Source organism: Pararhodonellum marinum (assembly GCF_015354735.1).
GTDB classification, from domain to species: domain Bacteria; phylum Bacteroidota; class Bacteroidia; order Cytophagales; family Cyclobacteriaceae; genus Pararhodonellum; species Pararhodonellum marinum.
Genome location: NZ_JACEFJ010000017.1, coordinates 76,330 through 102,644, shown reverse-complemented (window position 1 = coordinate 102,644; position 26,315 = coordinate 76,330). Strand labels below are relative to the sequence as shown.

General features: G+C 36.8%; 26 protein-coding genes. 25 read left to right on the top strand and 1 reads right to left on the bottom strand.

Annotation, left to right across the window (positions count from 1 at the left end):
- Positions 1-78 precede the first annotated feature (78 nt).
- The 21 genes from H1A14_RS21195 to H1A14_RS21095 all read left to right on the top strand — a co-directional run bounded on the left by H1A14_RS21195 (position 79) and on the right by H1A14_RS21095 (position 20,593).
- Complete coding sequence (locus H1A14_RS21195) at positions 79-810, top strand: hypothetical protein (RefSeq protein ID WP_194778313.1); 732 nt, start codon at positions 79-81, stop codon at positions 808-810.
- 120 nt (positions 811-930) lie between these two features.
- A complete protein-coding gene (locus tag H1A14_RS21190; protein ID WP_194778312.1) occupies positions 931-1,746 on the top strand; it encodes a helix-turn-helix domain-containing protein in 816 nt (271 codons plus the stop codon).
- An 86-nt stretch (positions 1,747-1,832) separates the two neighbouring features.
- Positions 1,833-2,207: a VOC family protein gene (locus tag H1A14_RS21185; RefSeq protein ID WP_194778311.1), complete on the top strand. Its 375-nt coding sequence runs from the start codon at positions 1,833-1,835 to the stop codon at positions 2,205-2,207.
- A 9-nt stretch (positions 2,208-2,216) separates the two neighbouring features.
- Positions 2,217-2,573: a TfoX/Sxy family protein gene (locus tag H1A14_RS21180; protein WP_194778310.1), complete on the top strand. Its 357-nt coding sequence runs from the start codon at positions 2,217-2,219 to the stop codon at positions 2,571-2,573.
- Positions 2,574-3,110: 537 nt separating this feature from the next.
- Positions 3,111-3,647: a hypothetical protein gene (locus H1A14_RS21175; protein WP_194778309.1), complete on the top strand. Its 537-nt coding sequence runs from the start codon at positions 3,111-3,113 to the stop codon at positions 3,645-3,647.
- 138 nt (positions 3,648-3,785) lie between these two features.
- Positions 3,786-6,770: a beta-L-arabinofuranosidase domain-containing protein gene (locus H1A14_RS21170; protein WP_194778308.1), complete on the top strand. Its 2,985-nt coding sequence runs from the start codon at positions 3,786-3,788 to the stop codon at positions 6,768-6,770.
- A 135-nt stretch (positions 6,771-6,905) separates the two neighbouring features.
- Complete coding sequence (locus H1A14_RS21165) at positions 6,906-7,406, top strand: TPM domain-containing protein (protein WP_194778307.1); 501 nt, start codon at positions 6,906-6,908, stop codon at positions 7,404-7,406.
- A gap of 217 nt (positions 7,407-7,623) precedes the next feature.
- On the top strand, positions 7,624-8,391 hold the full coding sequence (locus tag H1A14_RS21160) for an NADase-type glycan-binding domain-containing protein (protein ID WP_194778306.1): 768 nt from the start codon (positions 7,624-7,626) through the stop codon (positions 8,389-8,391).
- Between the two features lie 135 nt (positions 8,392-8,526).
- Complete coding sequence (locus H1A14_RS21155; protein WP_194778305.1) at positions 8,527-8,853, top strand: hypothetical protein; 327 nt, start codon at positions 8,527-8,529, stop codon at positions 8,851-8,853.
- Positions 8,854-9,003: 150 nt separating this feature from the next.
- The gene (locus H1A14_RS21150; RefSeq protein WP_194778304.1) at positions 9,004-9,420 is read left to right on the top strand and encodes a hypothetical protein; all 417 of its coding nucleotides are present in this window, start codon (positions 9,004-9,006) and stop codon (positions 9,418-9,420) included.
- 29 nt (positions 9,421-9,449) lie between these two features.
- Positions 9,450-9,881: a hypothetical protein gene (locus tag H1A14_RS21145; RefSeq protein WP_194778303.1), complete on the top strand. Its 432-nt coding sequence runs from the start codon at positions 9,450-9,452 to the stop codon at positions 9,879-9,881.
- 404 nt (positions 9,882-10,285) lie between these two features.
- Entirely contained in the window at positions 10,286-11,269 is a 984-nt protein-coding gene (locus tag H1A14_RS21140; RefSeq protein ID WP_194778302.1) for a TlpA family protein disulfide reductase, read from the top strand.
- Positions 11,270-11,313: 44 nt separating this feature from the next.
- A complete protein-coding gene (locus tag H1A14_RS21135) occupies positions 11,314-12,108 on the top strand; it encodes an SDR family oxidoreductase (RefSeq protein ID WP_194778301.1) in 795 nt (264 codons plus the stop codon).
- Between the two features lie 250 nt (positions 12,109-12,358).
- Positions 12,359-13,267 (top strand): toxin-antitoxin system YwqK family antitoxin, encoded by a 909-nt coding sequence (locus tag H1A14_RS21130; protein ID WP_194778300.1) that lies wholly within the window; start codon positions 12,359-12,361, stop codon positions 13,265-13,267.
- A 107-nt stretch (positions 13,268-13,374) separates the two neighbouring features.
- The gene (gene map / locus H1A14_RS21125; RefSeq protein ID WP_194778299.1) at positions 13,375-14,139 is read left to right on the top strand and encodes a type I methionyl aminopeptidase; all 765 of its coding nucleotides are present in this window, start codon (positions 13,375-13,377) and stop codon (positions 14,137-14,139) included.
- 196 nt (positions 14,140-14,335) lie between these two features.
- Positions 14,336-15,214, top strand: a complete 879-nt coding sequence (locus H1A14_RS21120) for a hypothetical protein (RefSeq protein WP_194778298.1) — start codon at positions 14,336-14,338, stop codon at positions 15,212-15,214.
- Positions 15,215-15,881: 667 nt separating this feature from the next.
- Entirely contained in the window at positions 15,882-16,211 is a 330-nt protein-coding gene (locus H1A14_RS21115; RefSeq protein WP_194778297.1) for a hypothetical protein, read from the top strand.
- A gap of 211 nt (positions 16,212-16,422) precedes the next feature.
- Positions 16,423-17,100 carry a response regulator transcription factor gene (locus tag H1A14_RS21110; protein WP_194778296.1) on the top strand — a complete coding sequence of 226 codons (678 nt, stop codon included), beginning with the start codon at positions 16,423-16,425 and terminating at the stop codon, positions 17,098-17,100.
- An 82-nt stretch (positions 17,101-17,182) separates the two neighbouring features.
- The gene (locus tag H1A14_RS21105; RefSeq protein WP_194778295.1) at positions 17,183-18,547 is read left to right on the top strand and encodes a sensor histidine kinase; all 1,365 of its coding nucleotides are present in this window, start codon (positions 17,183-17,185) and stop codon (positions 18,545-18,547) included.
- Positions 18,548-18,695: 148 nt separating this feature from the next.
- Positions 18,696-19,970: a hypothetical protein gene (locus H1A14_RS21100; RefSeq protein WP_194778294.1), complete on the top strand. Its 1,275-nt coding sequence runs from the start codon at positions 18,696-18,698 to the stop codon at positions 19,968-19,970.
- 185 nt (positions 19,971-20,155) lie between these two features.
- Positions 20,156-20,593 (top strand): nuclear transport factor 2 family protein, encoded by a 438-nt coding sequence (locus H1A14_RS21095; protein WP_194778293.1) that lies wholly within the window; start codon positions 20,156-20,158, stop codon positions 20,591-20,593.
- Positions 20,594-20,744: 151 nt separating this feature from the next.
- Here H1A14_RS21095 and H1A14_RS21090 read toward each other — a convergent pair whose 3' ends face one another.
- Positions 20,745-21,857, bottom strand: a complete 1,113-nt coding sequence (locus H1A14_RS21090; protein WP_194778292.1) for an AI-2E family transporter — start codon at positions 21,855-21,857, stop codon at positions 20,745-20,747.
- Between the two features lie 429 nt (positions 21,858-22,286).
- Here H1A14_RS21090 and H1A14_RS21085 point away from each other — a divergent pair, with 429 nt between their 5' ends.
- From H1A14_RS21085 to H1A14_RS21070, 4 genes are all read left to right on the top strand, one after another.
- A complete protein-coding gene (locus H1A14_RS21085) occupies positions 22,287-22,808 on the top strand; it encodes a DUF421 domain-containing protein (protein WP_194778291.1) in 522 nt (173 codons plus the stop codon).
- A 163-nt stretch (positions 22,809-22,971) separates the two neighbouring features.
- A complete protein-coding gene (locus H1A14_RS21080) occupies positions 22,972-23,427 on the top strand; it encodes an RDD family protein (protein WP_194778290.1) in 456 nt (151 codons plus the stop codon).
- A 317-nt stretch (positions 23,428-23,744) separates the two neighbouring features.
- Entirely contained in the window at positions 23,745-24,797 is a 1,053-nt protein-coding gene (locus H1A14_RS21075) for a DUF748 domain-containing protein (RefSeq protein WP_194778289.1), read from the top strand.
- 101 nt (positions 24,798-24,898) lie between these two features.
- Positions 24,899-26,095, top strand: a complete 1,197-nt coding sequence (locus H1A14_RS21070) for a PAS domain-containing sensor histidine kinase (protein WP_194778288.1) — start codon at positions 24,899-24,901, stop codon at positions 26,093-26,095.
- Positions 26,096-26,315: the final 220 nt, after the last annotated feature.

Here is a 26,315-nt window from a genome sequence, read left to right as displayed (position 1 = left end):
CTATATCTTAATAGGAAAGAAATTTATCAAAGAGTATATGGGAATTTTAGAAAAGATTTAATCTTTAAAAGATAGAAAATGGAGATTCAAATTTTATTACAAGTTGTTATAATTTTCATAGGTCTTTATCTGGCATTTTTTAAGTCCTACTTCTTAGAGAAGGGTAAAAACATTGCTACTAATGAAGATATTGAAAAATTAACATTTAAAGTAGAATCAATCAAACAGCAGTTTATTGAGAAGAACGCGAATTTAAAAGCTAAGCTTGATATGTTAACTAATTTACAGATTAGTCATAAAAATGATGAAAGACTTACGTTAATTGATTTCCACAAGAATTTTAAAAAGTGGATAGGACTTTTAACAGAATCTAGTCCAACATTAATTGATGAATATGACAATAATGAAATAAACTCTAAGATGTACTTTTATGATCAAGTTTACCAAGAAGTTTTATCAAGTGAGGCTCTTTTACAATTATATGTAGAAGATGATATTTTAATTAATCTGATATTTAAACTAAAGACGAGTACCCTTGAAAATCTAGCAGGGCATCCAACCAAATTCTTAATTGATTTAAAATATAATAATACACAAATAGAGCTGAATAATAATACTCCTATTGACAGTCCAGAAAAAATTCGAAAAAGAGGGTCAAGACATAGAGAATTATTAAATGAAAGAAATGCTATTTATATTGAATATAGAGATAAGATGATAGCAGGTTTGACACAAACTATATCTATTGAAAATGAATATCTAGAATACATGAAAGATTACCTTAAGCAAATTTCTGAAGAATCATTTTAAAACCATAACTAGCATTGAGCAGAAGACGTCTCAATGTCCAAGAAGGTAGTTTTATTGTCAAGATTAAATATTGTAGAAAAACATAGGGAAATTTATTAAAAAAAGCCGCACATCAAGTGCATGGAAGCCAAAATATTTGAACCAAACAGCGAATTGAGCGACTTCGTCAGGTGCTATTGGACATTGGAAGGTGCCAAAGAAGATACACCTGTTAAAAATACCATTGTTCCTGATGGAACTATGAAATTAATTTTTCATTACGGAGAAACATACAAACACCACCCTGGTAACGGAGAAAGTATAATTTTGCCAAAATGTTTCTTAATTGGACAATTGACCAAACCTTATGTAGTAGAACCAATTGGGATAACGGGCTCATTTGTTGTTCGATTTCACCCGAACGGTTTTGTACCCTTCTCGACCATTCCGATAAAGGAAATGGAAAACACGGCTATTCCATTAAATAAGCTATTTGGGAAAGAAGGGGAAGAAATTGGAGAAAAAATTTTAAACGCAAATTCAACTTCAGAGAGAATAAACCTGATCGAAGCCTTTTTATTAAAACGTTTGACTGATAAACAAACCATTGACAAGATTGCAAAATCAACCATTGAAACTATTTTAAACGCTAAGGGACAATTTTCTGTAAATGAACATGCTGCAAAAATTAAAATTAATCGGAGACAATTAGCTAGAAAATTTTCGTCAACAATCGGTTTAAGCCCAAAGCAACTCTCAAAAACAATACGAATACAAGCTGCATTAAAGTCGTTATTGACAAAAGATGTCGATAAATTAACGGATTTGGCTTATGAAAATGAATATTTTGACCAAGCACATTTTATAAAAGAGTTTAAAGAGTTTACCGGGCTAACACCCAAAGAATTTTATGGTGAAGACCTTAAAATGTCTTTAATATTTGATCGGGAGAATTAGGCTTGTCCCATTTTTACAATTTTGATTTTTCGACATAAGGTAAGTTTGCACTGCAATAATGCAAAAACCCTTTAAATTTTAAAGTAATGAACAATTCAAATCCTGTAGGTTGGTTCGATATTCACGTGGCCAATTTTGAAAGAGCAAAGAACTTTTATCAAGAAGTTTTCAATGTAAAACTAACTGACCTTCCCATTGAATGGGGTAAACAAGCGGTATTTCCATTTAGCCCTGAAAGTCCAAATATTTCGGGTGCATTGGTGGAAAAAGCAGATTATTCACCAAGCAGCAACAATACGCTTATTTATTTTGAAACCGAAGACTGCGTTGCAGAAGAACAGAGAATTGAGAAAGCAGGGGGAAAAGTGGTGCAGCCTAAATTGCATATAGGCGATTTTGGCCATGTTTCGATTTTCATTGACACAGAAGGCAACACCCTTGGACTGCACTCACGAAAATAATGATGGGCTATGCCGTATGATATAGGGCTTGCTGACAGAGTCCGTGAGTATCTTTCAGAAATTCCAAACTTAGCTGTTGAAGAAAAAGGAATGTTCTCTGTTCTCAACTTTATGGTTAATGGAAAAACCTGCGTATGCGTTAGTGGAGAAAAATTGATGTTACGGTTTGACCCCAATCGTCAAGAAGAACTTTACGAATGGAGTGGATATGAAACAATGTTAATGAAAGGTAAAGAGTACAAAGGATATTGTTACATAAATCCGGCAGGTTTTAGGAACAAAAATGATTTTGATTACTTATTAAAAATTTGCATTGACTATAATATAGTTTCAAAAAAGTCAAAGAAAAGAACCACGACCCGATAATATTAAACCGACTAGAGATGAACCCTTGAAATAAAGCCCTGATTGATGCATTCATCTTTCAGGGCTTTTTTGGATACAGCGTTTGTTTTTCAAGGAATCCACGAATAATTTGCATTTGTCTAGTGGCTGTTGACTGACATCCGCAAGGCAATACTTTAATAGGATAAGACAAATACTCAATGGATGGAGCCCTTTTGGAGTAGGGGACAGCATTGATGATGAATATGATTCCATAAACTTTGCGGCATATTTAACTTTACTTCAAAATGGCGACACGGAATCAATAAAAAATGCTATTCGAAAATATTTAAATGAAGCAATGGAAATTGACGAGACTGATGACAGATTGAACGAATTATCAGAAAAATAAAAAAAGCTGTGGTAAAGCATTTTGCTTATGGTGGAATCATCTTAAATTCGAGCTTTGACCTCTGATGGAGATTGTCATTGAAGGAAAGAATTCTGCTTCAGTAGCCGTCTAAACCAGAAAAGTTTACGGTCAGCTATTTAACACTTTTCATAAAAAGAACGCTCAAAATGGAAAAACTCTTAACAGCGAAACATTGGCAAATTTTTATTCTGTTAATATTTGGGCTCTTTGTTGGGGGTTCCCGTGTAGAAAATGAACCAACAATAAACGCAATATTGACAACAGCAGGAAATTTGATATATGGAATTTACCCTTTGGCAATCGGACACTTTTTACAAGATTATTTACCTAAAAAAATAGAACTAAATTACAATTTTTTCTTAATCAATTTTTTCATTTGGATTACGGTATCTTCAGCAATAATGATTTTATCGGATGGAGAAGGAATGACATTCAATGGTTTGTTAGCCATACCATTCTTTTATGTGTTTTATGCTTTCCTTTATTCTATTGCCTTTCCTGCTAAAACTTTGAAATCAATCGAATTGGGTAAAAAAGCCTCGTTTGCTGAATATTTTGCTGACTTTTTTCTAATCTTTTTTCTACCAATCGGTATATGGTTTTTGCAACCAAGAATAAATAGAGTCATAAAATCTGGTCAATTAGCGAATAAAGAAAGCCGAACTGCCAAGACTGTGTTGTAACTATGCTGACTGAAGTGGTGACAGAAAGTATTCTAGTTTTAATTATCTTTAATACTGTAGTAAAGTATATGAAAATCTGACACGGTTACCACAGGGAATGTTGAAGCTAATTGAAAGTAACCTGCCTAAACAATTATTATGAGAAGGATAAGTTTATTTTTCACAGAATCAGAATTTTTGAGATCCGAACAAACAAATACAAACCCCTTGTATGTATTGGTGTTGATTATTTTTGCTGTTTCGATGCAATCAATAGGTCGGGCTCAAACCGCAACTTCCTTCAATGATAAATTTGAACTGAGCGAGAACACTTTCCTTGCAGCAGGGGGGTATTTGGAAGAAAAAACAAGCATAAATCTTGAAAAAAGGCTGCTAACAATAGATTTGGAAAGCATATTGGAGCCATACAGAAACAGGCCAGGCGCCCAACAATGGATTGGTGAGCATGTGGGAAAGTTTCTCCATGCAGCAGTGTTGGAATATCAGCATTCCGGCAATCAAGCGCTCAAAGATAGGATTGATTATGCGGCAAAAGAGTTGATAAAAACCCAATTGACCGATGGTTATTTAGGTACATATGAAGAAAAGGACAGGTGGACTTCATGGGATGTGTGGAGCCACAAATACAATATGATTGGCCTTCTTGCCTACTACGACTTAACCAAAGACCCTCATGCATTGTCAGCTTGTGTAAGAATGGCAACCCTTCTGAGATCAACCTTTGGTGAAGGTAAAAAGGATATTATAATTTCCGGAACTCATGAGGGAATGGCCCCAACGAGTGTCCTGGAGCCAATGGTAAAACTTTATACAATTACCGGGAAAAAAGAAAATTTGGACTTTTGTGAGTACCTGGTAAAGTCTTGGGAGCAGGATAATGGCCCGAAAATACTATCAAGTTTACTGGAACACGGCAATGTGTATAAGACCGCAAATAACAAGGCTTATGAGATGATGTCATGCCTTGTTGGACTACTTGACTTATACAAAGTAACAGGAACAAGCGATTACCTGAAGGCAGTTCAAAATGCATGGAACGATATAGTTACCCACCGTTTATACATCAATGGTACCACAAGCCATACCGAACATTTTCAGGATGATCTTGTATTGAATCCAACAGGAAACTATGCCTATGGTACAAAATTCTGTGGCCCGGGGGAAGGGTGTGTTTCTGTTACCTGGCTTCAGATGAACATGCGGTTGTTGGAAATTACAGGAGAACAAAAGTACATGCAGCAAATAGAAAACACTGTTTATAATGCCATTTTGCCATCCCAGAATCCACAAAATGGAGAAGTATGCTATTTTTTGCCTTTAACGGGCCGCAAGCGTTTTGGTGAAGTCACACATGGAATATTGCCTGATATAAGCTGCTGCTCCTCAAGTATACCGAGAGGTGTGTCCCTTATTTCAAACTTGATAGTTGGGCGCCTTAATGATGCCCCTATCATTACGTTGCTGACTGCTTCAGAAACTGAGACATATTTTACTCAAAAGGGTGAACAAATTCCTGTTACATTAATGATTGAAACCGATTTCCCTAAAAATGGAAACGCTAAGGTTACCATTAAATCTACTTCAGAATCGATCAAAAATGCCTCTATCCTATTTAATGTACCGGATTGGGCAAATGACTTTACAGTAAAAATCGATGATGAAATTTTTGAAGGAGAACCAGGTTCAATATTGGATATCAAAAGAGACTGGAAAAATGAGGACATAATGGAAATTGTAACGGAAATGCCAGTTGTAAAAATGAACGACAACAATAAAGGATCAAAGGAGGTTGCCCTCAAACGTGGTCCACAATTATTGGCAGCCGATAAAAATGTATCTGACGCAAATGGATTGCCAAAATGGGGGTGGAATGGAGACCAGTTGTATGCTGTTTCAGTTCTACGAGACAATGTTGTTTCAGAAATGCTACTCGTGCCATTTGCAGAAGCCGGCCAATCTATGGCAGATTACGATGTATTGTTTCCTGATTTCAAGTTACTCCATACAAAAGAATCAACATCCTTAAAAAAGTATATCCATCAATTGTCAGAATTTGAAGAAGAGTTCAGATTTATGGAAATGCCAGACATTGAATTTTTCTTGTTTGGCATGGGAAACAGGACAAAACTCTTGTACAAGGATGGAGTTTTAAAAAATGCCCTATCAGGGGAAATAATCAGGCAATGGCCTGTTAAGCAAGTCCTAATAATCCCCAATGAATACCGAGTTGAAATTGAAACCCTTACAGATGTATTTGTCACGATTTATGAAGATGAAAATGGTGTTTTTATCAAAGAAGGCAACAAAAATAAGCGGGTTGACGGAACAAACTCATCCATAAAACTGCCAACCTTCACAGGACATAAATACAGTGAAATACTGAAGGTTCTGAACCATGAGATTCTTGTCAATATTGTGGATAGCAAGCCGGTTCCCAACTTCATTGTATATGACAAACCTTGGAGGCGTGATGCTGCCATGATGGCCATGTGCCTGAAAGAAACAGGCAATTTAGATTTGATCAAAGACTGGGTGCTGAACCTCAACGAGGTTTATGACCGCAACAATGCCGGAATTACTGAGCCCGATAATCTTGGACAGACCTTGTACCTCTTATCTCTGTTTTCAGATAAGGACCACCCACTCGTTCAAAAGATCCTGGAAGAAGTGAAGGAATTTGAGGTAGAAGACGAAAACGGATTGTATATCAAAGGATTATCAGATTTTCATGAAACACCCGTCTATCAAACCAAATGGATGAAATATGGTTTACAGAGCCTTGGTATCAATGATCCTTATGCTATTCCAAAGATCCAAGATGATTATTCTTCACTTTTCTGGTGGGATTATAAAGAGGACTACCTTGAGGGCACAACCGATGCCTATGATGAATGGAAAAATGATAAATACCCTTACATTGGATGGGCTGCAGACAATTTTCATGGTAAGAAAAGAAATCCGATAAGCAACAGGCTTTACCCTTTAACCTGGGAACAAGAGGCCAGTCAGGCAAAATATGAAAACCTAAAGCTAATTGATGATGTCTATGTTACGGAAAAAATATCTGCACCACATACCTGGCATGCAGCTGAAGTGTTCCTGTACTTGATTAATCATAGATAATGTTAAAACGGTACGAACTAAGATTATGGAATGTCAGGAACAACTTCCCACATCATTTGCTAATGTTGAATGGGTCTCAGTGCTCCTGGAAACAATTACCTTTGCTTAACATTGTGGGCCCTTTGCTGACAAGAAATGAAAAAAAAAATATTATACCTATTCCTCTTTGTTGCATTGTTTACTTTTTCTTGTGGACAGAAGAAGGGGCAAAGCATTTACTTTGTAAATGACTGGGCTCATATTTTGACAGATGAGGAAATATCTAGCTTAACAGACCAAATCAGAGAATTAGAACAAAGCATTGGCTCTCAAATCGTAATCCTGACAATAGAGTCATTGGATGGTGAATCAATTGAAGATTATTCGCTTAGAAAAGCTAGTAATTGGGGAATTGGTAGAAAAGATTACGATGATGGAATACTTATCACAGTAGCGCTTCAAGACAGGCAAATGAGAATTGAAGTCAGTGATGGACTTGGGAAAATCATAAAAGATGAGATAGCTTATCGGATAATCATAGAAGATATGGCACCAAAATTTCAGACCGGAGAATACTATGAGGGACTCTTTATAACTGTTGAAAAAATAAAAAAACTAATCAAAGAAAACAAAGAACTGGTTGGGCAACATTTATAGCTGAGAGAATTTGCGACAAAAGAAATAGAGACGACTCGGTCGACAAGGAATACTGGCTTACGCGAACGGCCCACAACAATAGCAGTTAAGAAAACATGGGGCAGATAGAGGTTTTCGGAACATTTGTTCTTCTATTTGGCATTTTTGCAGGCTACCGTTTGGTTCTCCGAAATTCCCTATTTCACCAAACGTTAGGTCTTCATTAAAACAGCAGAAAATGCGGATTATACTTACATATGTTTTTACGTTGATCAGCATGACAACTTATGCTCAGGCTGTTAAGGAAATGCATCCTACTCTGGGTGTTCTTGTTGACAAAAGTGTAGAAGGCGAAATTGAATTTATACGACAACGGGAGTTGTGCGAGAAAGTATGGAAAAAAGTAAGTAATCAAACAGAATATGAAATGCTTAGCCCGACGGACAGGGAAATATATCACAATTGTGATGAGAGCTACGAAAGCTATTGGGACATTTTAGGGATAGGGTGTAGCTGGTATTGCGGAGGCGGAATTGATACTACTTCGGCTTCGTCATCATTGAAAACTGAAAAGGATATAAGTTATTCAGCAGAAAACATTCACGATCTTGACTATCAGACTGCTTGGATTGAAGGTGTCCCAGGATACGGAATTGGCGAGTATGTGATTTACCATTTTCCGCCAAATAACCCTCGCATTACTGAAATCATTATCGTAAATGGATATGTAAAATCCAAAGCAGCTTGGAATGAAAATTCAAGGGTCAAAAAACTCAAAATGTTTGTGGACGACAAGCTCCTTGCAATCCTCAACCTTAAAGACAGCAGACAAGAACAGCACTTTAAATTTGAACCCTTAGGCTATCATGATAAAGATAATTGGGAGCAATTGCGAACGAAACCCTGGTGGACAATCAAATTTGAAATTATGGATGTTTACGAAGGCGAATTGTATGACCACACGGCAATAACAGAAATTTATTTTGATGGTATTGATGTGCACTGATTGAGAAAGAAGATAGACTTAAAAAACTGAGTTATCTTTGATAGTTGAGAATTATGTAGCATCCTGAATAAAGATATAATAAGAGTACCTAATTTTATTGTATTGTTTAGTTTTCTTAGCAGCTAAAATGAAGAAATGGGACATAAAAAAGTTTGTATAGAATGTAAGATGGCATTTAGCCGGCCATTCGATAGTGGCTCTGAACTTCAATACCTTTGTCCTGAATGTGGTAAGCCAATGATACTTTTGCCACACCGATTCAGACCTCCCAAAAAAGCGGATGACAAAAAGTGGGAAACGGTTAAATATCTGATAGAAAATGGTTTTCATTACCAACACGTTTTTAAAGAACTGGAAACGAAAAATAAATTGAGCGCTGACCATTACTATGTTGCATATCCTGAAAATATTAGAGATGCAGAAGAATTTGTTAAAAAATATAAAAGTCAAGCTAGAAAATGATTTTTACAGGGATAGATAATCAATTGAGTAAATGACGGATTTTAATTTATCAAAGACCTGGTTTTATTTTTTCAAATAGTAAAGAAGGTTTTGTGCTATAGTCTCACCCGAAATCTATTATCGATTAGCGCATTTTAAACAGCAATAAAAATGAAAATCAAAGAAGTAATTCAATCTTTTATTCAACAAAATCAAGAGGTCCTAAATTTTATTTCCGAAGTGGAATTTGAAAATCTTATGGTGAATGAATTTTTAAAATACCACGATGGGATGTTTAAGTTTAAATTTAATTTGGCAATGGGTTTAAAATATTCTTCGTTGCTTCAATTGACCAATGATAAAGAAATAACTGATCAATACGAACTCGAGGACATCAGACTTTTATTCAAAAGTTTGATCAATTTTCAGGAAAATAATCTTGACGTGTATTTAGAATCAGGACAATTTGAATGGACTGTAATGGACAATAAAGAGAATGCAAAGAAAATTATAGATAGGGGCTTAGAAATTGCTTTTCAAAAAGCTAAAGAACTAAAAAAATTACAAGCTGAAATAAATGAATCTTAAAAGAAAAATGGCTTAAATATTCCGTTATAATGAATCCAATTTTAAATGATGCAATGAATTTTTTTTGTTTCTGGGTAAGGTTTTTTAGATCAAAACTTTTCATTTATTTAATAATTTCCCGAAATCAATTGGAAATAAAGAACTTAGAAACAGGAAAGATGATCACTCAAAAATCAACATTCCCTTTTTCATCAAACAGGCTATTGATAGCAAACAACTTAGTTGCGGAAAAACTAGGAAGAGAAATGATGAATATGGTATGTGGGGGAGATTTAAAATTCAGGCATGTATTTGTAATCCTTCATCCTTTAGAAACTGGGTTTGATGAAATTTGTCAGGTTGAAAAATTATTGTACAATGATTTTGGTACGCGAATAGGTGCCCATGGAGTAATCTTATCAGAATCTTTGAAAAAACTAAATGCTGCAGAACTAAATAAGTTAATAGTAAAAAATCACTGATATATTAAAATAATAGCAGTAAATGCTGGTTAAAAAAAGAAAAAATTTAACCGACTTACATTTGACCAACTGTTAAGATTGACTCAAGTAATTTTCGGCTTAAATACATTTGCAATCCTCATTAAAAGATTTCCTTTAGATGTAAATAATTTGTGATGCGAGAATGGCTAAATTCGAGATTTGTGACTAGAATCTAGGATTTTACTGGATAAATCAGATTTCTTCTCTACCTGCATAGAAAATCTTTTCAAAAATTCAGATCTTCATTTGATGATGTGAAATAAAAATGTAGTTTTAAAATCAGTTGATGTACCATGGTAATTTGTTGATCATTTGGTGTTTAGCATCTTGTTTAGGATTGCCAACTTAATATTTTATTTGGCTAGCATTTTAAAACCGATGAAATGAAAAAACCAATTTTGACCCTGCTCTTTTTTATAGCAACTTTTCAAGTCATAGCTCAGTATACCGTTAATATCTATGGGCAGATTGACAATTTCAATTCAGAAGAATTTGTTTTTTTGGCTGTCGGAGGTGAATTGATGCCATTGAACTTATCAAGTAGTGGAAGTTTTTCAGTAGATGCCAGCATAACACAATTCCCTTCCTATTTTACGTTAGATAAAGTTTCAAAGCGAGGAAAAATTGAGCATCAGTTGCCTCGAATTTGGTTTGAAAGTGACAGTGTAAAAGTCAACATAGATTGGAAAGATCGCACATTCCAAATGGAGGGTATAATGCCTTACCAATCCATTTCGGATGAGATAGAAGCTTTAAGAGGAAAAGAACAAATTGCATTTATACTTCGCAATCCTAATCAGATTCCGAGCTTGTATTTCACTGAAAGAGAAAAGGAAAAGATTGCCATTGATGATTTAGACAAGTTTACTCAGAATGTCCCAGAAGAATACAAGAAATCTATCTACGTAAAAAGAATAGATAATTACCTTGAAGCCAAAAGGAGAAAACCAATTAAAAAAGGGGATCAACTGAAAGACTTCTCTTTACCTGATAAAAGCGGGGATCAAATACCAGTCATTAGCAGGAATGATAAACCCACATTGATTGCCTTGTTCTCAACTGGCTGTTCATTTTCTCTTGCGAGTATAGGACTGCTCAAACAGTTTTCGGAATTGGACAATAATTCTGTGCAACTGGTGACCATTTGGGAAGATCCAACCAAAGAAATTTGGCTCAACTCGTACCAGGATAGGAAAGATAAAATCACTTGGACTAATCTTTGGGACGAATTTGGCTTTGCCTCCACCTATTTAAGCAGAAAAAGCTGGCCAACATTTTATTTTTTTAATGAGGAAGGGGTGCTTGTGGATAAATTTAAGAGCTATAATAAAAAAACCGCCAAACGGTTGAAAAAATTGGCTGGATAAGGTAACATTCGGAAATTTGAATGACCAAACCAAAACCATTGACAATGAGACTAACCAATAAAATCGCATTGGTAACAGGTTCCGCCCGGGGAATCGGACAGGCAACCGCAGAATTGTTTCACAAAGAAGGTGCGACTGTCCTGATATCCGACATTCTTGACAATGAGGGGAGGAAAGTTGCAGAACAATTGGGAGAGAAGGCCGAATACCTACATTTGGATGTAGGGAATGAGGACCATTGGATTTCAGCGACAGAACATATCGCAAAGAGATACGGGCGACTTGATGTATTGGTCAATAATGCAGGAATCACGGGATTTCTGGAATCTTCCGGACCATGGGATGCTGAAAATGTCGATTTAAAGTCCTGGGAAGAGGTTCATCGGGTGAATGCTACAGGTGTCATGCTGGGCTGCAAATATGCCATTCGGCTGATGAAAGAAATGGGCGGTAGCATTGTCAATGTCTCTTCAAGAAGTGGGGTGGTGGGCATCCCGGGTGCCGTAGCCTATGCTTCAAGCAAAGCTGCGGTGAGAAACCATACCAAAAGCGTGGCCCTTTACTGTGCCGAAAACGGATTTAAAATCAGGTGCAACAGCGTGCATCCCGCAGCGATCATGACACCCATGTGGGAGGCCATGCTTGGAGAAGGAGAGGAGAGACAAAGTATGATTGAAGAAGTCGAGTTCGGCATTCCGATGGGACACTTCGGTGAACCCCTTGATGTGGCTTTTGGCATTTTATACCTGGCAAGTGAGGAGAGCAAATATGTGACAGGAATAGAGCTGACCATTGATGGAGGTATCCTGGCAGGTAGCGAGGCAAAGCCAAGGAAATAGGGATAGGCTCAAAGCTCGAAGGAAATGGAAATCTGAAAACAGAAAAACAAAAAACTAAAGTAATTAATTGAATCATTATTTTCTGTTTTGCATCTTTAAAATCAGAATGATATTTTTAGTATGACTTTATCTAAACAATTTTAGTTTTAATTTAAGAATGCTTTTGACGTACCTATGCTGCCGAAATAAGAAAACTTGCTTAGTATTTTAATTGCAATTTACAAGTTGCCAAACCCTAAATACAAACTGTATGAGGACAATGATTTTTCTCGGAATCTTATTGATTTACAGCAATTCAATATTTGGACAAGTCAATATCGATGATTTGGAAAGAGTAAATGGATTATGGTGTAAGAAGGGGGATAGCCTTTCTTACTCCGGCGAATTTGAAGAAAGATATGAAAATGGAGTACTTAAAGGTACAGGTAATTTTGTGAGTGGAGAACTTGATGGCTTAAGGGTCCAATATTATCCCAATGGAAATAAAAGGACTGAAAAATACTACAAGAATGCTTACCCTCATGGATTTTCAAAAGAGTATTTTGAGAACGGCAATTTAAAACAAGAGGGTGAATTTGAAGACAACAAAGAAATTGGATTATGGACTATATATCATGAGACGGGTGAAAAGTATGTTGTTCTTAATTTTGAAAATGGAATTCAACAAGGTGAATATTTTGAATTTGATAAAAATGGAGGATTACTTAGGCAGTTTTTTTTTAATGATGGCAAGGCAGGATATGCACCGGAGTTTATGGAATTAATGAATAAAGCCTCAGAAATGACAGGAATACTAGCTCCATCAGAAACAATTCCACTGTATGATAAAGCCATTGAACTAAACCCAACCGTTGCGCAGGTATACTTAAATAGAGGTACAGCATACAGCAATGGATTTGAATTTGAAAAAGCGATCATGGATTTTGACAAAGCAATAGTCTTAAATCCGAATTACATGGAAGCCTATACGAATAGAGGGAATGCAAAGATCAATGCCTACACCAGTACCGGAAATTTAGAGCCAACTCCTGAACAAACCGCCAGTGCATGCGAGGATTTCTTTAAAGCGATAGAATTGGGTGATAAGGGCATTTACACAACTGATATGATCTATTTATATTGTAAAAAAATGAAGAAAAATAGTAGAAAAAAACCATGAATTCGGAAGCGGAGTTTCCTATCTTAATTCAGTCAAATTGCATTCTTTCCCTGTCCACCATTCGAGAGTCAGAAAGCTAAAAACCGGCAGCCACAAATATTAAAAATATGTCCATAACAAAAGAGTCAGAAATGATCGGAATTAAAGAGGTCAGCGATGTGGTGGCTTCTACCTTGAAGGCCATGAGAAACTATGCCCAACCCGGTATGACAACCAAGGAACTTGACGATTTTGGGGCAGGTATTTTAAAAGATTTTGGAGCACGGTCAGCACCGTTGATGACCTATAAGTTTCCAGGATGGACCTGTATCAGTGTTGACAACGAATTTTGCCACGGCGTGCCCTCCTCAAATCGAGTTTTGAAAGAAGGAGACTTGATCAATATAGACGTGTCAGCTGAATTGAACGGGTTTTGGTCTGACAATGGTGCTTCCTTTGTCCTTGGCGAAGATCTGAACGGTCATCAAAAACTTGTTGACGCATCCAGAGAAATTTTGAAGCTTGCGATAAGCCAGATAAAAGGAGGTGTAAAGATTTCAGATATCGGCCACCTTATGGAAACAGAATCCAAAAAAAGGGGATTTAAAGTCATAAGAAATCTAGGTGGACATGGAGTCGGTAGAAGCTTACATGAGCAGCCAGATGAATTGCTGAATTGTAAAAATCCATTTGACCAGAGGCGTTTTAAGAAAAATTCTGTAGTGGCCATTGAGACCTTTATTTCTACAACCTCATCATATGCCATCGAGCACCATGATCGTTGGACTTTAATAGGAAACAAAGGGGGCCATATGGCTCAGCATGAACATACCATAGTGATCACTGAAAACAAGCCAATTGTTTTGACCGAAAAAAATGAATTATGGAATTGACAAAAAACAAATTCGTACTGTAACTGGACCAATCCAAAAGTGTCAGGCTGGATATTTACTAAGGTTGGTTGTTTCAAAATTACATGAAGCTGACAATGATCACTGGCCTATGTAAAATCCCCACTTGCCCTAATTAATTTTACATATGAAAACCAAATGGCTAACAATTTTCCTACTTTCAATTTGTTCCATAACCATGGGACAAACCTTCGAAAAAGTCTCTTTTAACGAGCATGACGAAAAGGATTATTATTTGCTCCTAAGACCGCTTTCCGAGGACATCAACGGGGTATTGGTTCTGATGCCGGGCTACGGTCAGGATCCCGAAAGTATTTTCCCCGAATCAAAGCTGTTTAATGTTGCCTATGCCAACGGGATTGTGACCATGGCCATTGCAGGAGGGCAAAAATTGTATGCCGACGAGGAGGTGGTGGACAAACTGAACCGTGGATTGAGTGACCTTTTAAGTAAAAACCCAACCTTGGACAAGACAAAGTTTGTTATGGGTGGATTTTCTGCTGGCGGTACCATTTCCTTGAGATTTGTGGAACACTGTATGGCAAATCCTTCAGCGTATCCCATTATACCACAGGGTGTGTTTAGCGTGGATTCTCCCATTGATTTGTTTGATATCTGGGACTATTTTCAGAGAGAGATGGAAAAGAACTTTTCTCAGGCAGGGGTCTTCGAAGCAGAATTCGTCACTGAAATCATGACAAATGAAATCGGAACGCCCGAGACCAACGAAGCGAGGTACAACGAACTTACCCCGTTCAGGTCAAAACAAAAAGAACTGGGAAATGCGCAATTCCTGAAAGAAGTGGCAGTAAGAGTTTACCATGACTTGGATGTGGAATGGCAGCTGAAAGAAAGGAGGAGAAGCCTCTACGATACCAACCAACTGACAGCCTCTGAATTAATCAATCGGCTGTTGTTAAACGGTAATGACAAAGCAGAATTCATGACCGCCAGATCCCCCGGTTACAGAAGCAGCGGACTAAGACATCCCCATTCCTGGTCAATCGTGGATGAAGTTGAATTCATTCAATGGACTTTGGGATTGCTAGCAGAATAACTGGATATCAGAAAACAGAGAAAACCTCAAAACTCGAAGTAGGGTGAATTAGATATGAGATAAAAAGCAAGAGGTTTTGAATTGTAGGGTATGCTGGATAAAAAAGGAAAGCTCGAAGCTCAAAGGTGAAAGCTGAAAGTCGGGAGAACAGAATAACTGAGAAACATAGGAAGAGCTCGAAGTTCGAAGGTGAAAGCTGAAAGGAAAGGGTAACAGGTCAATTGGATAACCTGAAAACAGAAAACAAAAGAACAGAAAAACTCGAAAACACAGGAAAAGCTCTAAACTTGAAGGTGAAAGCGGAAAGGAATGGAGGACAGGACACCCGACAACCTGAAAACAAGACGAAAATGTGCAATTTAAAATGAAATCGGGGCTAAATGAGATTGGTCAGGCAAACCAGAAAACAACAAGTTCAGATTGACTGGGTCAAGGCGAAATAAGAAAAGGCTGAAAAAAGTGGGTTTACCGAAGACGGTAAAGCACAAATTTTAAGTCAATCGAAATCCTTGCTTTATGGCTAAATTCAGACCGCCGGATCAACCTATAGTGAGTGGAAGGTTACTCTAATCTAGAGGAAAAAGATATTTTAGCATGTTTAGCTTATGCAACTAAAGTAACAAAGTATTCGAGCTACAATAAAACCTAAAAAACAAAAAAGGATAGCATGTGGGAAACAGATTCTCTTTGGTTTGAAATAGCAATAGTGAGTATAATCTATGCCTTAGGCAATATATTAATGGGTCATTTTGAAGAAAGAACACCGAAAATCCGAAGAGTGGTCAAGTATATTTTGACTCTTATAGTAATTTGTGTAGTATCGATTTATTTTGGCAGAGGAGTGTCAATGGGCTTTTTAGCACTTTTCATTTTCCCTTTGTTATACATCCACGGGTATTACTTGCCAAAGAAAAAAGGTATAAATGGTTGGACGGGTGAACCCAAAAGCAAATATTATGATTTTCGCAAATGGGACAAAGACATATTTTCTAAATGAAGAGACAATTGATGTAACATGAACCCCTAACAGCCCCTACATAAGTATGGGTTTCCCTGCTATGGCCGGGAGTGATGTATTTCTATGAAGAAGAATTGCTTGATCCAAGCTTAATCATACTTATTTCCACACGAAAGCAACATCACGTAATGAGCTTCGGATTTTGATAGATGAACCAATAACCCATGAGCCCAATAATTAATAAACTAATATGAAGGTTTTAATAATAGAAGATGATCCGACTTTAAATAAAAATATAAGCGAAGCCCTGATGGCAGAAAACCATATTACCGAATGTGTTTATGAGGGATTACTGGCGGAGAGGATGATGAAAAAAAATAATTTCGACTGCATAGTCATGGACATCAACCTTCCTGGAAAAAATGGATTTGACTTGTGTAAGGAATTCAGAAGATATAATGCGACTACTCCGGTTATTATATTGACCGCATTTGGTGAATTAGAAGATAAGGTTCAGGGCTTTGATTGTGGAGCAGACGATTATCTCACAAAGCCGTTTTATATGCGAGAACTTATTTTGAGGATTAATTCACTTCTCAAACGAAATAAACAAAACAATCCACCAAACAAGGAGATGTGGGTAGCAGACGATATTATACTGAATGATAATCAAAAAAAAGTTTTCAGAAAGGGTAAGGAAATCAGTTTGACACCTAGGGAATACCAGATTCTGCACAGACTAATGGAAAGAAACGGGGAAATCGTTTCCAAGGCAGATTTGATTAAAGAAATCTGGGGAAGCTCGTTTGGTGCCAATACCAATACCATAGAAGTGTATGTGAATTTTTTAAGAAACAAGTTGGACAAACCATTTGAAAAAAACACGATAAAAACCAAGGTCGGTTTCGGATATTACTTGGATTGCTAGTTGTGCGAATTTTTGATACACAAATGGATAAGAATTTAATTAGCCATTGACCAAAGACCCAATAGTGCAAAAAAATCACCAAATGCGAATAAGAAACAAAATACTGATTTATTTTTCATCCACAGTGATTTCGCTTACGGCAATTTCTTTAATCATCATTTACATTCTATTTTCGGAATATAGAGAGGAGGAGTTTCAACAGCATCAAAACGAAAAAATCCATACCACCATCAAACTCATTGAACAATTCCAACAGGAAAGTGCAACGATTTCTTACCTGTTGGACCAACAGGATATCAATGATTTCTACGATGAAAAACTGCTTGTCTATGATTCAAACAAAAATCTGATTTTCGCAAGTTTGGATAGCCTGGATATTGAGAAAGCGGGAAGCATGCTTAGCAAACTTTCACCCACACAAAGGTGGATAGAAACGAAAGAAGAAAATTATGACCTTATAGGTATTTATACAGAAACCGATAATCAAGAATACTATGCCGTTAGCAAGGCCTATGATGCCTTTGGCTATGCTAAAATGTTTTTTTTAAGAAATGTTCTCATAGGAATATTTCTGTTCATTAGTATAGTGGTCATTTTCGTTTCCCGGTATTTGTCCAACAAGATTTCAAAACCCATAACAGCACTTGCGGAGACACTGAACAATTACGATCTCAGCAAAGAAAGTGTGGATGAATTGACAATTGAAACGTCAACATCTGAATTGAATCAATTGACTCAAAGATTCAACGAATTACTGAGAAGGACAAATGAAGCATTTGTATTTCAAAAACACACCATTCACCATGTTTCTCACCAGTTAAAAACTCCTATATCGGTATTGGTATCTGAGCTTGAAAGGATCAAGGATTTTTCTAGTATTGAAGCGGTTAGGCCTGAAATAGAAAACCAGATAATCAAAGCAAAATCTCTGGGAGGAATCATCAATGTGTTGCTTGAAATCTCCAAAATTGAGTCGGGACAGCAGACCCAAAAACAACCACTTAGAATTGATGAACTGTTTTTTGATGTGATCGAAGAGCTTAATGCAATTTATCCTCATTTTCATTTTGAGGTAAATTACCTACCTGATGAATTAAATGAAAATAAGCTCATCATCAACCTCAATCCGGTCCTAATCAAACAAGCCATTCAGAATGTATTAGCCAACTGTGTTTCCTACAGCAACAAGCCCAAAGCCGAGATAAAAATCGATTGCTCTGAAAGCAAGGCTTTGAAAATCCAAATCATCAATTCTGGTACCCCCATTACTTCAGAGGAGGAAAATTTCCTTTTCGATCACTTTTTCAGGGGGAAAAACAGTCAAGGACAAATCGGTTTTGGTCTTGGCTTGGTTTTAACCAAAAAGATTCTGGAACTTAATTCAGGGACAATCACTTACTCAAACCCTTCCGACAACATGAATGTATTTGAGGTGCGGTTTGAATAGAGAGTGGAAATAAATTCCAAAGTTTCTAGCCAGTAGTCCCTGAATCAAACCCCAAAACGAATACCTATTAAGCTAATCTTTATCCATTTTAAGGTCTTTTTAAGATTGATTTGAGGTGCTTTGCAATTCAGGTTAATTAAATCTTAAAATGAAGCAATTTACCATATCAATGTTATTGTTGGTATTTATCTATTGGGAGGGATATTCGCAAGAAAAAAAAAGAATAATTGATACGCTCACCTATGAAACTCAATCAGGCTTACCTATAGCTGCTTCGAAGATTTATTTTACAGATTCTAAGTTTACAATTTCAGGTTACGGAGAATCTAATTTCATCAATTACATTGGTGAAAAAAATACGCAGAGCGAAGACCTTGAATTGTACATGACCAATATGCAGCGCTTCGTTGCATATGCTGCATACAAGCCAAAAAAATGGTTGGTTCTATACGCCGAAATTTTTGCTGAATATATGAATGACGGGACTAATGAACGTCATTTTGAGTTTCAGCCTGAGGTATTTGCAGATTTTTTGTTCAGTGAAAAATTCAATCTACGTTTAGGTACACATCAGACACAGATCGGTTACATCAATAATAGTGATGAGCCTGTGATGTTTTATACCGTCAACCGCCCTGAAGTTGAACGAATAATCATCCCATCTACTTGGATTGATTTGGGGATAATGACTTATGGTAAATTCAATAAAAACCTCAAATGGTCAGCTTCTCTTTATCAAGGTTTGGATCCAACAGATTTGAGAGGTGCTACCTGGATCAGGAGGGGAAGAGCGGATGCACTCAGGTTTAATTTTGAAGGTTATACTGCAAACTCTAGCTTGAAATACACGGGAATCCAAAACACTGAATTGGCTTTGAATGGGCTATATTCCAAAATCAGTAAGGATAATATAAGCTCCAACACGTATTTGTTAAGTTCTTATGTGCGTAAGGAATATAGAAACTGGTCTTTTATGGCCCTCTGTACCCTAGGCGGAACAGACAACGCCCAAGGACTTTATGAGATCACGCGTCAGGCATCGCTGGATGATACAGGTCAGGTATTAGGCAGCGAAGTTTATGGTTATTATACTGAGATTGGGTATGATATTTGGCCAATCTTTAAAGCTGATAATAAATCAGCTAAAAGTAAGAACAACTTTTTAGTAAAAAGCGATGAAATAAAGCTCCCTATTTTCATCCGTTATGAAAGATTGAACACACACAGTAAGATTGATCCAGGTTTAGTGGGAGAACCCATTTTCCAAAGTAACTTAACCGCAGTAACCATTGGAGCTAACTTCAACCCGAGAAGAAATATAGTAGTAAAAAGCAACTATCAAATAAGAAACAATAAATCTCCTTTAGCAGACGGCACTTTCGAAGGGGATAGATTTGAGTTTGGCCTTGGTTTCATTTTCTAAATTTAGGCTACTTCATTTTTCGAGCAAAATTCGGTTCTTTGATGTCTGTTGCTTGGTGAATCAATGAGGGACAACAGATTTTTTACTCAGCACCATCAACTCCTTTTAGTGATTTTTAAGTAAATTGGATTTGACTTCATTATAGTAATCCCTGTAAATTAACCCAAAACATAAGAACCTGGACCATGAAAGCAACTATCTTGTTGATCGGATTTCTTTTTGTCATTTCGGTTTCTTTTGGACAATCCCAAGCTGAGCAGGAAATCAGGCGATTGGAAAAACGTTGGACTGAGTTGCTTGACCAAGGGGACACCACCACCTTATTGGAGATTTGGTCTAAAAAGTATGTGGTCAATAACCCGAATGGAAGAATTGTGACGCCCAAAGAAATCATTGGACTGATGAAAGGCGGTCATGTTTTTCCCAAAGTGGAAAGAATCATTGAAGAGATTACTTTTAATCAGGACATGGCCATTGTCATGGGTAAAGAACTTCAACAGCCAGCCAACGGTTCTGTGGATCAGGCAACATGGATCCCTAGGAGATTTACCAACGTTTGGATCAAGGCTGAAAACGGATGGCAGTTGGCAGCAAGGCAGTCTTCGGAAACCTGCACTGATTAATTTTAACTGATAAATCTTATGCGACCCTAGATGGAAAATACGACCATCACCTATTCTTAAAAGAGGATAGAAGAAGTCTGAAATCAAATGTGTCAGTGAATCGGATGAATTAAAAATAGGCATTAGAAGTTGAATAATCCTGAATAGGATTTTACCTTTTATTAAACCATCCTTTTATTTTCTCAAACCATATGGTGTTTTTTTGTTCCTTTTTTTGTTCCCCTGAAATGTCGTCACTGATCAACATGGCAATGGGCTTCAATTGATCAAACTCTTCGCAGATTACTTTAAGGATTGCAGCAAAAGGAAGAAACAGTACCATGCCTGCAATTCCCCACACGGCCGAACCGATCAATAAACTTAAGATTGCCACCAGGGCATTGACATTGAGGCTACTGCCTACTATTTTCGGATTCAGGAAGTTGCTTTCAACGATTTGTATCACCCAGAACAAAATGATAACAGCAATGGGAACCCACAAAGAATCTGACGACATGAAAGCATAAAGTACAGGAATAGTTGCCCCTATGGTAGTACCTACAAATGGTACTATGGAAAGAAGAGCGGCTAGAAATCCAAAGAGAAAAGGGCTATCAATGCCAATAATCAACAAACCCAAACTGTTGGCAAAACCCAGGATGATAATCAACAAGAACATGCCCGAAAGGTATTGTTTGCCCACTTGCTGTATTTTTTTGAGCATGTCGAAGATTCGACCCTTATTTTCTTCATCCCCAAAAGCCACAAATGCCCTGGTTAAACCTTCTCGATATATCAAGATTAAGAAAGTAAATATGACTGTGGTAAATAATCCCGCAAGAAATGCTGTGGTCCCACTAAAGGTGTTTTGAAGTAATGATCCGGAGGAATTTTTGAGCCATTCTTTTCCGTTTTGTACCAGATCCTCCCTTTCTAAATCACCGATAAAATTCACGTTATCGTTGACAAAGAACACAGCTTCTGATAATGTACTCATAATTTTTCCCGAAAAATCATTCAATTGATCTGAAAGCCCCATGATTTGGGTAGAGAAGAGGGTGATTCCCAAACCTACAATTACAAATATCATCAATATGGAAAGAAAAGCAGAAAGCAATTTATTCAAGCCCCATCCTTCCATTTTTTTTACTACAGGAAACAAGATAAATGATAGCAATAAAGCCATACTTAGGGGAATCAGCACAGGTTTGGCCAGTACCATCACGGCAAATAGACCGAAGATAAAGGCCAGGACAAAGAATAATTTTTGGAAGGACAGTTTCATATTCTTGTCATAAAATGGTCTTTTATTACTAAATATACAGCTTGTATATCATTGGTGTAGCATTTCATCATCAACATTTCAAATGGATAAAACAAAACCTTTTAACGCCTTGGTAAGGAGTTTAAGAAAATTGATTCGAAATGTATGATCAAAAGCATTATTCCAGTAGGATGATGGATTTCCACTTAGTTTGATTTTTGCAACAAAAGTGATCATTAATTGACACAAATTGTTACATGATAACAAATCTATGTTATGGAATTAGCATGAAAATTTGATTGTTGAATAAGGGGTTCTTTTTTTTGCTAAAAATAAGCTTTCTGTAATTCCATTGCTGTCACATGTTTATTTCCAGAAAAAGGAATATATATGTAGCTTACAAGGTTCGTTTCGGTTATTAACGCTACATACCTTTTAATTAAAAATATTATGGAAAATATCTGGTTTGACAGTTGGGAGAGTCTGTTCAGGGTGGCCTGTGTGACCTCATTGGCCTATCTTTCGATGGTGTTTTTGCTACGGATTTCCGGTAAGAGGACTTTGTCCAAAATGAATGCCTTTGATTTTGTCGTGACGATCGTATTAGGGTCAATTCTTGCAAGTGTCTCGCTCAACGAAAACATACCCCTTGCCAATGGGGTAGTTGCTTTTCTGTTGTTTATTGGATTTCAGTTCCTTTTTACTTGGTTGTCCGCCAGGGTTAAAATGTTTAAAACCTTAATCACCAGCAGGCCATCATTAATTTTCTATAAAGGAAATTTTTTAGACCAATCCATGAAAAAGGAAAGATTGACAGTGGAAGAAATTTATAGTGCTGCACGACAAAAAGGCTTTGCGTCATTGGAAGAAATCGATATGATCATTTTAGAATCTACAGGTGACATAGCAATCATAGAAAGGATTACTCACCACAAGGAAACTACCTATAAGGATGTAAAGATAAAGCCATAAAAACTGAATAAAACCGCAACTACTTCTAGCACATTGAGTAGAGAGGTCGGCTATTTTTCCCTGAGTTTCCAAATCATTTTTAAAATGATAAATATATTTTAATTAATTTTTGAGTAGATTTCATTCGTCACTTTTTCTCAACGAGCCAGATGCCTAAAGTCAAATGCCCAACAATAAAAAAATAACTTTTAGAAAAGCACGACAAACCGAATCTTTGGAACTTCAATTAGGTCTAAGGTTGTTTGCAGCCATTATTGATTTAATGCTGATCAAATTACTAATATACCCGATTGTTTTAACCGTAAGTGGCGGGCCATACTATTGGCAGACAGGGTCAGAATTATATGTTACGGAAGTTAGGTTCTCTACTGTTTTTACTTTTTGGCTATGTTTTGCCATTTTGGAAGGGACTATGGGAGCTACTTTAGGAAAACTTTTTGTTAGACTTAGAATATACAATACCAATGGATCCAAATTGAATGTGACAAAGTCAATAGTGCGATTTCCTTTGAAGGTTCTTTCTTTGGCAACCCTATTGGGAATCTTAATGATTGACGTCAACAAAGAAAAGCAAGGGCTTCATGATTTACTTTGTGGGACGATAGTGCGTAGAAAGTAAAGCTTGCTTTTTAAGTTCATCGCTGCCTCAGCAAGAAGACCTTCAAAAGAATGGTCTCCTCTGAGATTTTCTACAATTGACCAAGGATTACATGTATTAAAAGCAATTGTATTTTTTTTGTATAAAATTAATCAAAAATAGGATTTATGTAATTTTTACGGCATGATTGTTGAATTTACTTTGCTAAAAATAGGCCTTTGATTAGAAGATGTGACTTGCTTTATGCTAATCAGGTATTCCCCAAACACTAATCGCTAACAATGTATCACCAATGGAGGATGTCAATCCCTCATTGATTATTGATAAACAAATTTAAAATGAAAAAAAGATACATCATTTTGATTTCGATCTTGGTCGTATTGGTCGTCATTCGTCTGATTTTACCTGCTATAGCCAAGCATCAAATCAATAAACAACTGGCAAACATTGAGGGCTACCATGGATCGATCAATGACCTGTCCATGAGTCTTTATAAAGGAGCATTTAATATCGGCGAACTCGTAATCTATGAGGAAGCTTCAGAGGATCCTGAAACACCAATTATCCGACTGCCTATTCTGGACTTCAGTTTGGATTGGAGAGCCCTTATGAAAGGTAAGCTTGTCTCAGAAATTCATATGGATTCGATGGAAGTAAACCTGACGGTGTTAAAAGAGGAAGAAAAAGAGAAAGAACCCAGGCTCCATTTTGCAGAACAACTTCAGGAACTTAATCCCATTCAGATCAACAAATTAAGCATCGCAAATGCCAAAATAGCCTATTTGGATCCAACAGCAGACCCTCAAGTGGATGTGTATTTTGATAATTTCAACTTAAATGCTGAGAACCTAAGTAATGTGGAGGATGAAGAAAAAGCACTTCCAGGTTACGTTCAGATCAATTCCAATGCTATGGGTGAGGGTAAGATGGACATGGAAATGCATGTGAATATTTTGAAAGAAATACCGGAATTTGATCTCAATTTAGCCTTTGAGGACATAGATTTAGTCAAGTTCAACAACTTTATGGAAGCCTATGCAAACTTGGAACTGAAAAGTGGCACCTTAAGTGTATTCAGTGAGGCTTTGGTGGAAAATGGAGAAATCACAGGTTATGTTAAACCCGTAATCGAGGATTTTGATGTAAACCAGGAAGCAGAGGATAAAAACCTGCCCGAGAGGGTGTATGGAGCTGTGGTTGATTTTTTTGGAAAAGTTTTAGAGAATCCAAAAGAAGAACAAATTGCCTCAAGGGTTGAGCTTTCAGGACATGTAGAGAATATTGAAAACAATCCATGGCAGGCCGTATTTGGCCTACTGAGAAATGCATTTATCGAAGCCTATACCAAAGAAATCGAGAATTCAATCAATTTTGGTTCTTCAGATAGTTAAAATAAGAATACCGGCCTCAAGTAAAAATTAAAAACATCTACCAAAAAAATTGCTGCTGACTGTTCCAGTTGATTGCATTTTTCACTACCGATAACAGAATAATGGAAAACAAATCAGATAATCCTACCATGCTTAAGTATAAATATACCCCAACGGCTGAGTTTTACAGCCAAATAATTGACAGTTTGCAGGATTATTCCATTTTTACATTGGATACAGCATTCAACATAAACAGTTGGAGTTCTGGCTCGACCAAGATTTTTGGATACGAAACTGACGAAGTTATCGGTCAACCTTTCGATATCATATTTACTGAAGAAGACTTAAATATCGGTATTCACAAAAAGGAGATTGAGACAGCCTTAAAAGAGGGCAGGGCCACGGATAATAGATGGCATATTGGCAAAGATAAAAGCCTGTTTTTTGCTTATGGGGTGGTATTTCCACTTATAGGGGCCGAAGGAGAAATGTTGGGTTTTGTTAAAATATTGAGAGACCTGACTGAAAGAAAAAAATCGGAGGAAACCATTAAAAAATACATCAAGGAGTTGGAAGAGCTCAATACCCATAAAGATAGTGTTCTGGCCATACTCTCACATGATTTGAGGAGCCCTCTGTCTACCATATTGGGAACGACAGACTATTTGAAAGAGTATCATCGCAGCATGGCGCATGATGAGATTCAGGAAATGCTTGATATCATACACAATGCCTCGAAGGATGAGTTGAATATGTTGGATTATCTGCTGGAATGGGCAAGAATAAAATATGCCTCGGGTGTATTCTCTCCCACAAAACTGAAACTTACCCCATACATCACCAAAGTCATTGAATCCTTTAAAGGAACCGCTTCAAAAAACACGATAAATTTTCATCAGGAAGTCGAAGAGGAAACCACCGTATTTGCCGATGATAAAATGTTAATTTCCATTTTTCAAAACATCGTTTCGAATGCCATCAAACATTCAAAAAAGGGAGGTACAATAACGGTTTCGGCAAAAAGGAAAGACGATAAAATTGTTGTGGAAGTGAAAGATACCGGAGCTGGTATGACCAAAGAAATCTTGAAAAATCTATTTACCCCAAAAATGAAAACCCTTTCAGAAGCAAGAAAAAAGAATAAGGGGGCAGGTATCGGTTTGCTTTTGGTCAAAGGCTTTTTAGAAAAAAACGGAGGTGAAATATGGGTAGAAAGTATCAAAGGAGAAGGTTCTTCCTTTTATTTTACTTTACCCACTGAGAATTTTAACAAAATGGGGAGTGAGGACGAAATTTTGGTGAAAAAGCAGTCTGCCTAAGGGCATTTTTTGATCAGTAAATCAAGGAGGGAAATAGCTACACATTTTACCGGAATTATCCAGGAAAAAAGTCAAAATGATCGTTGTGTATTTTGGGTTGGTGTCATTTTTTAACGGAGGAATTAGGTCTATTTACCGAATTTTTTCACTATTTTGTTTAAACAAAAGATCGCGATCAATCAGCAATCGTCATAACTAAGCGTGAGTAAGTAACGGCACC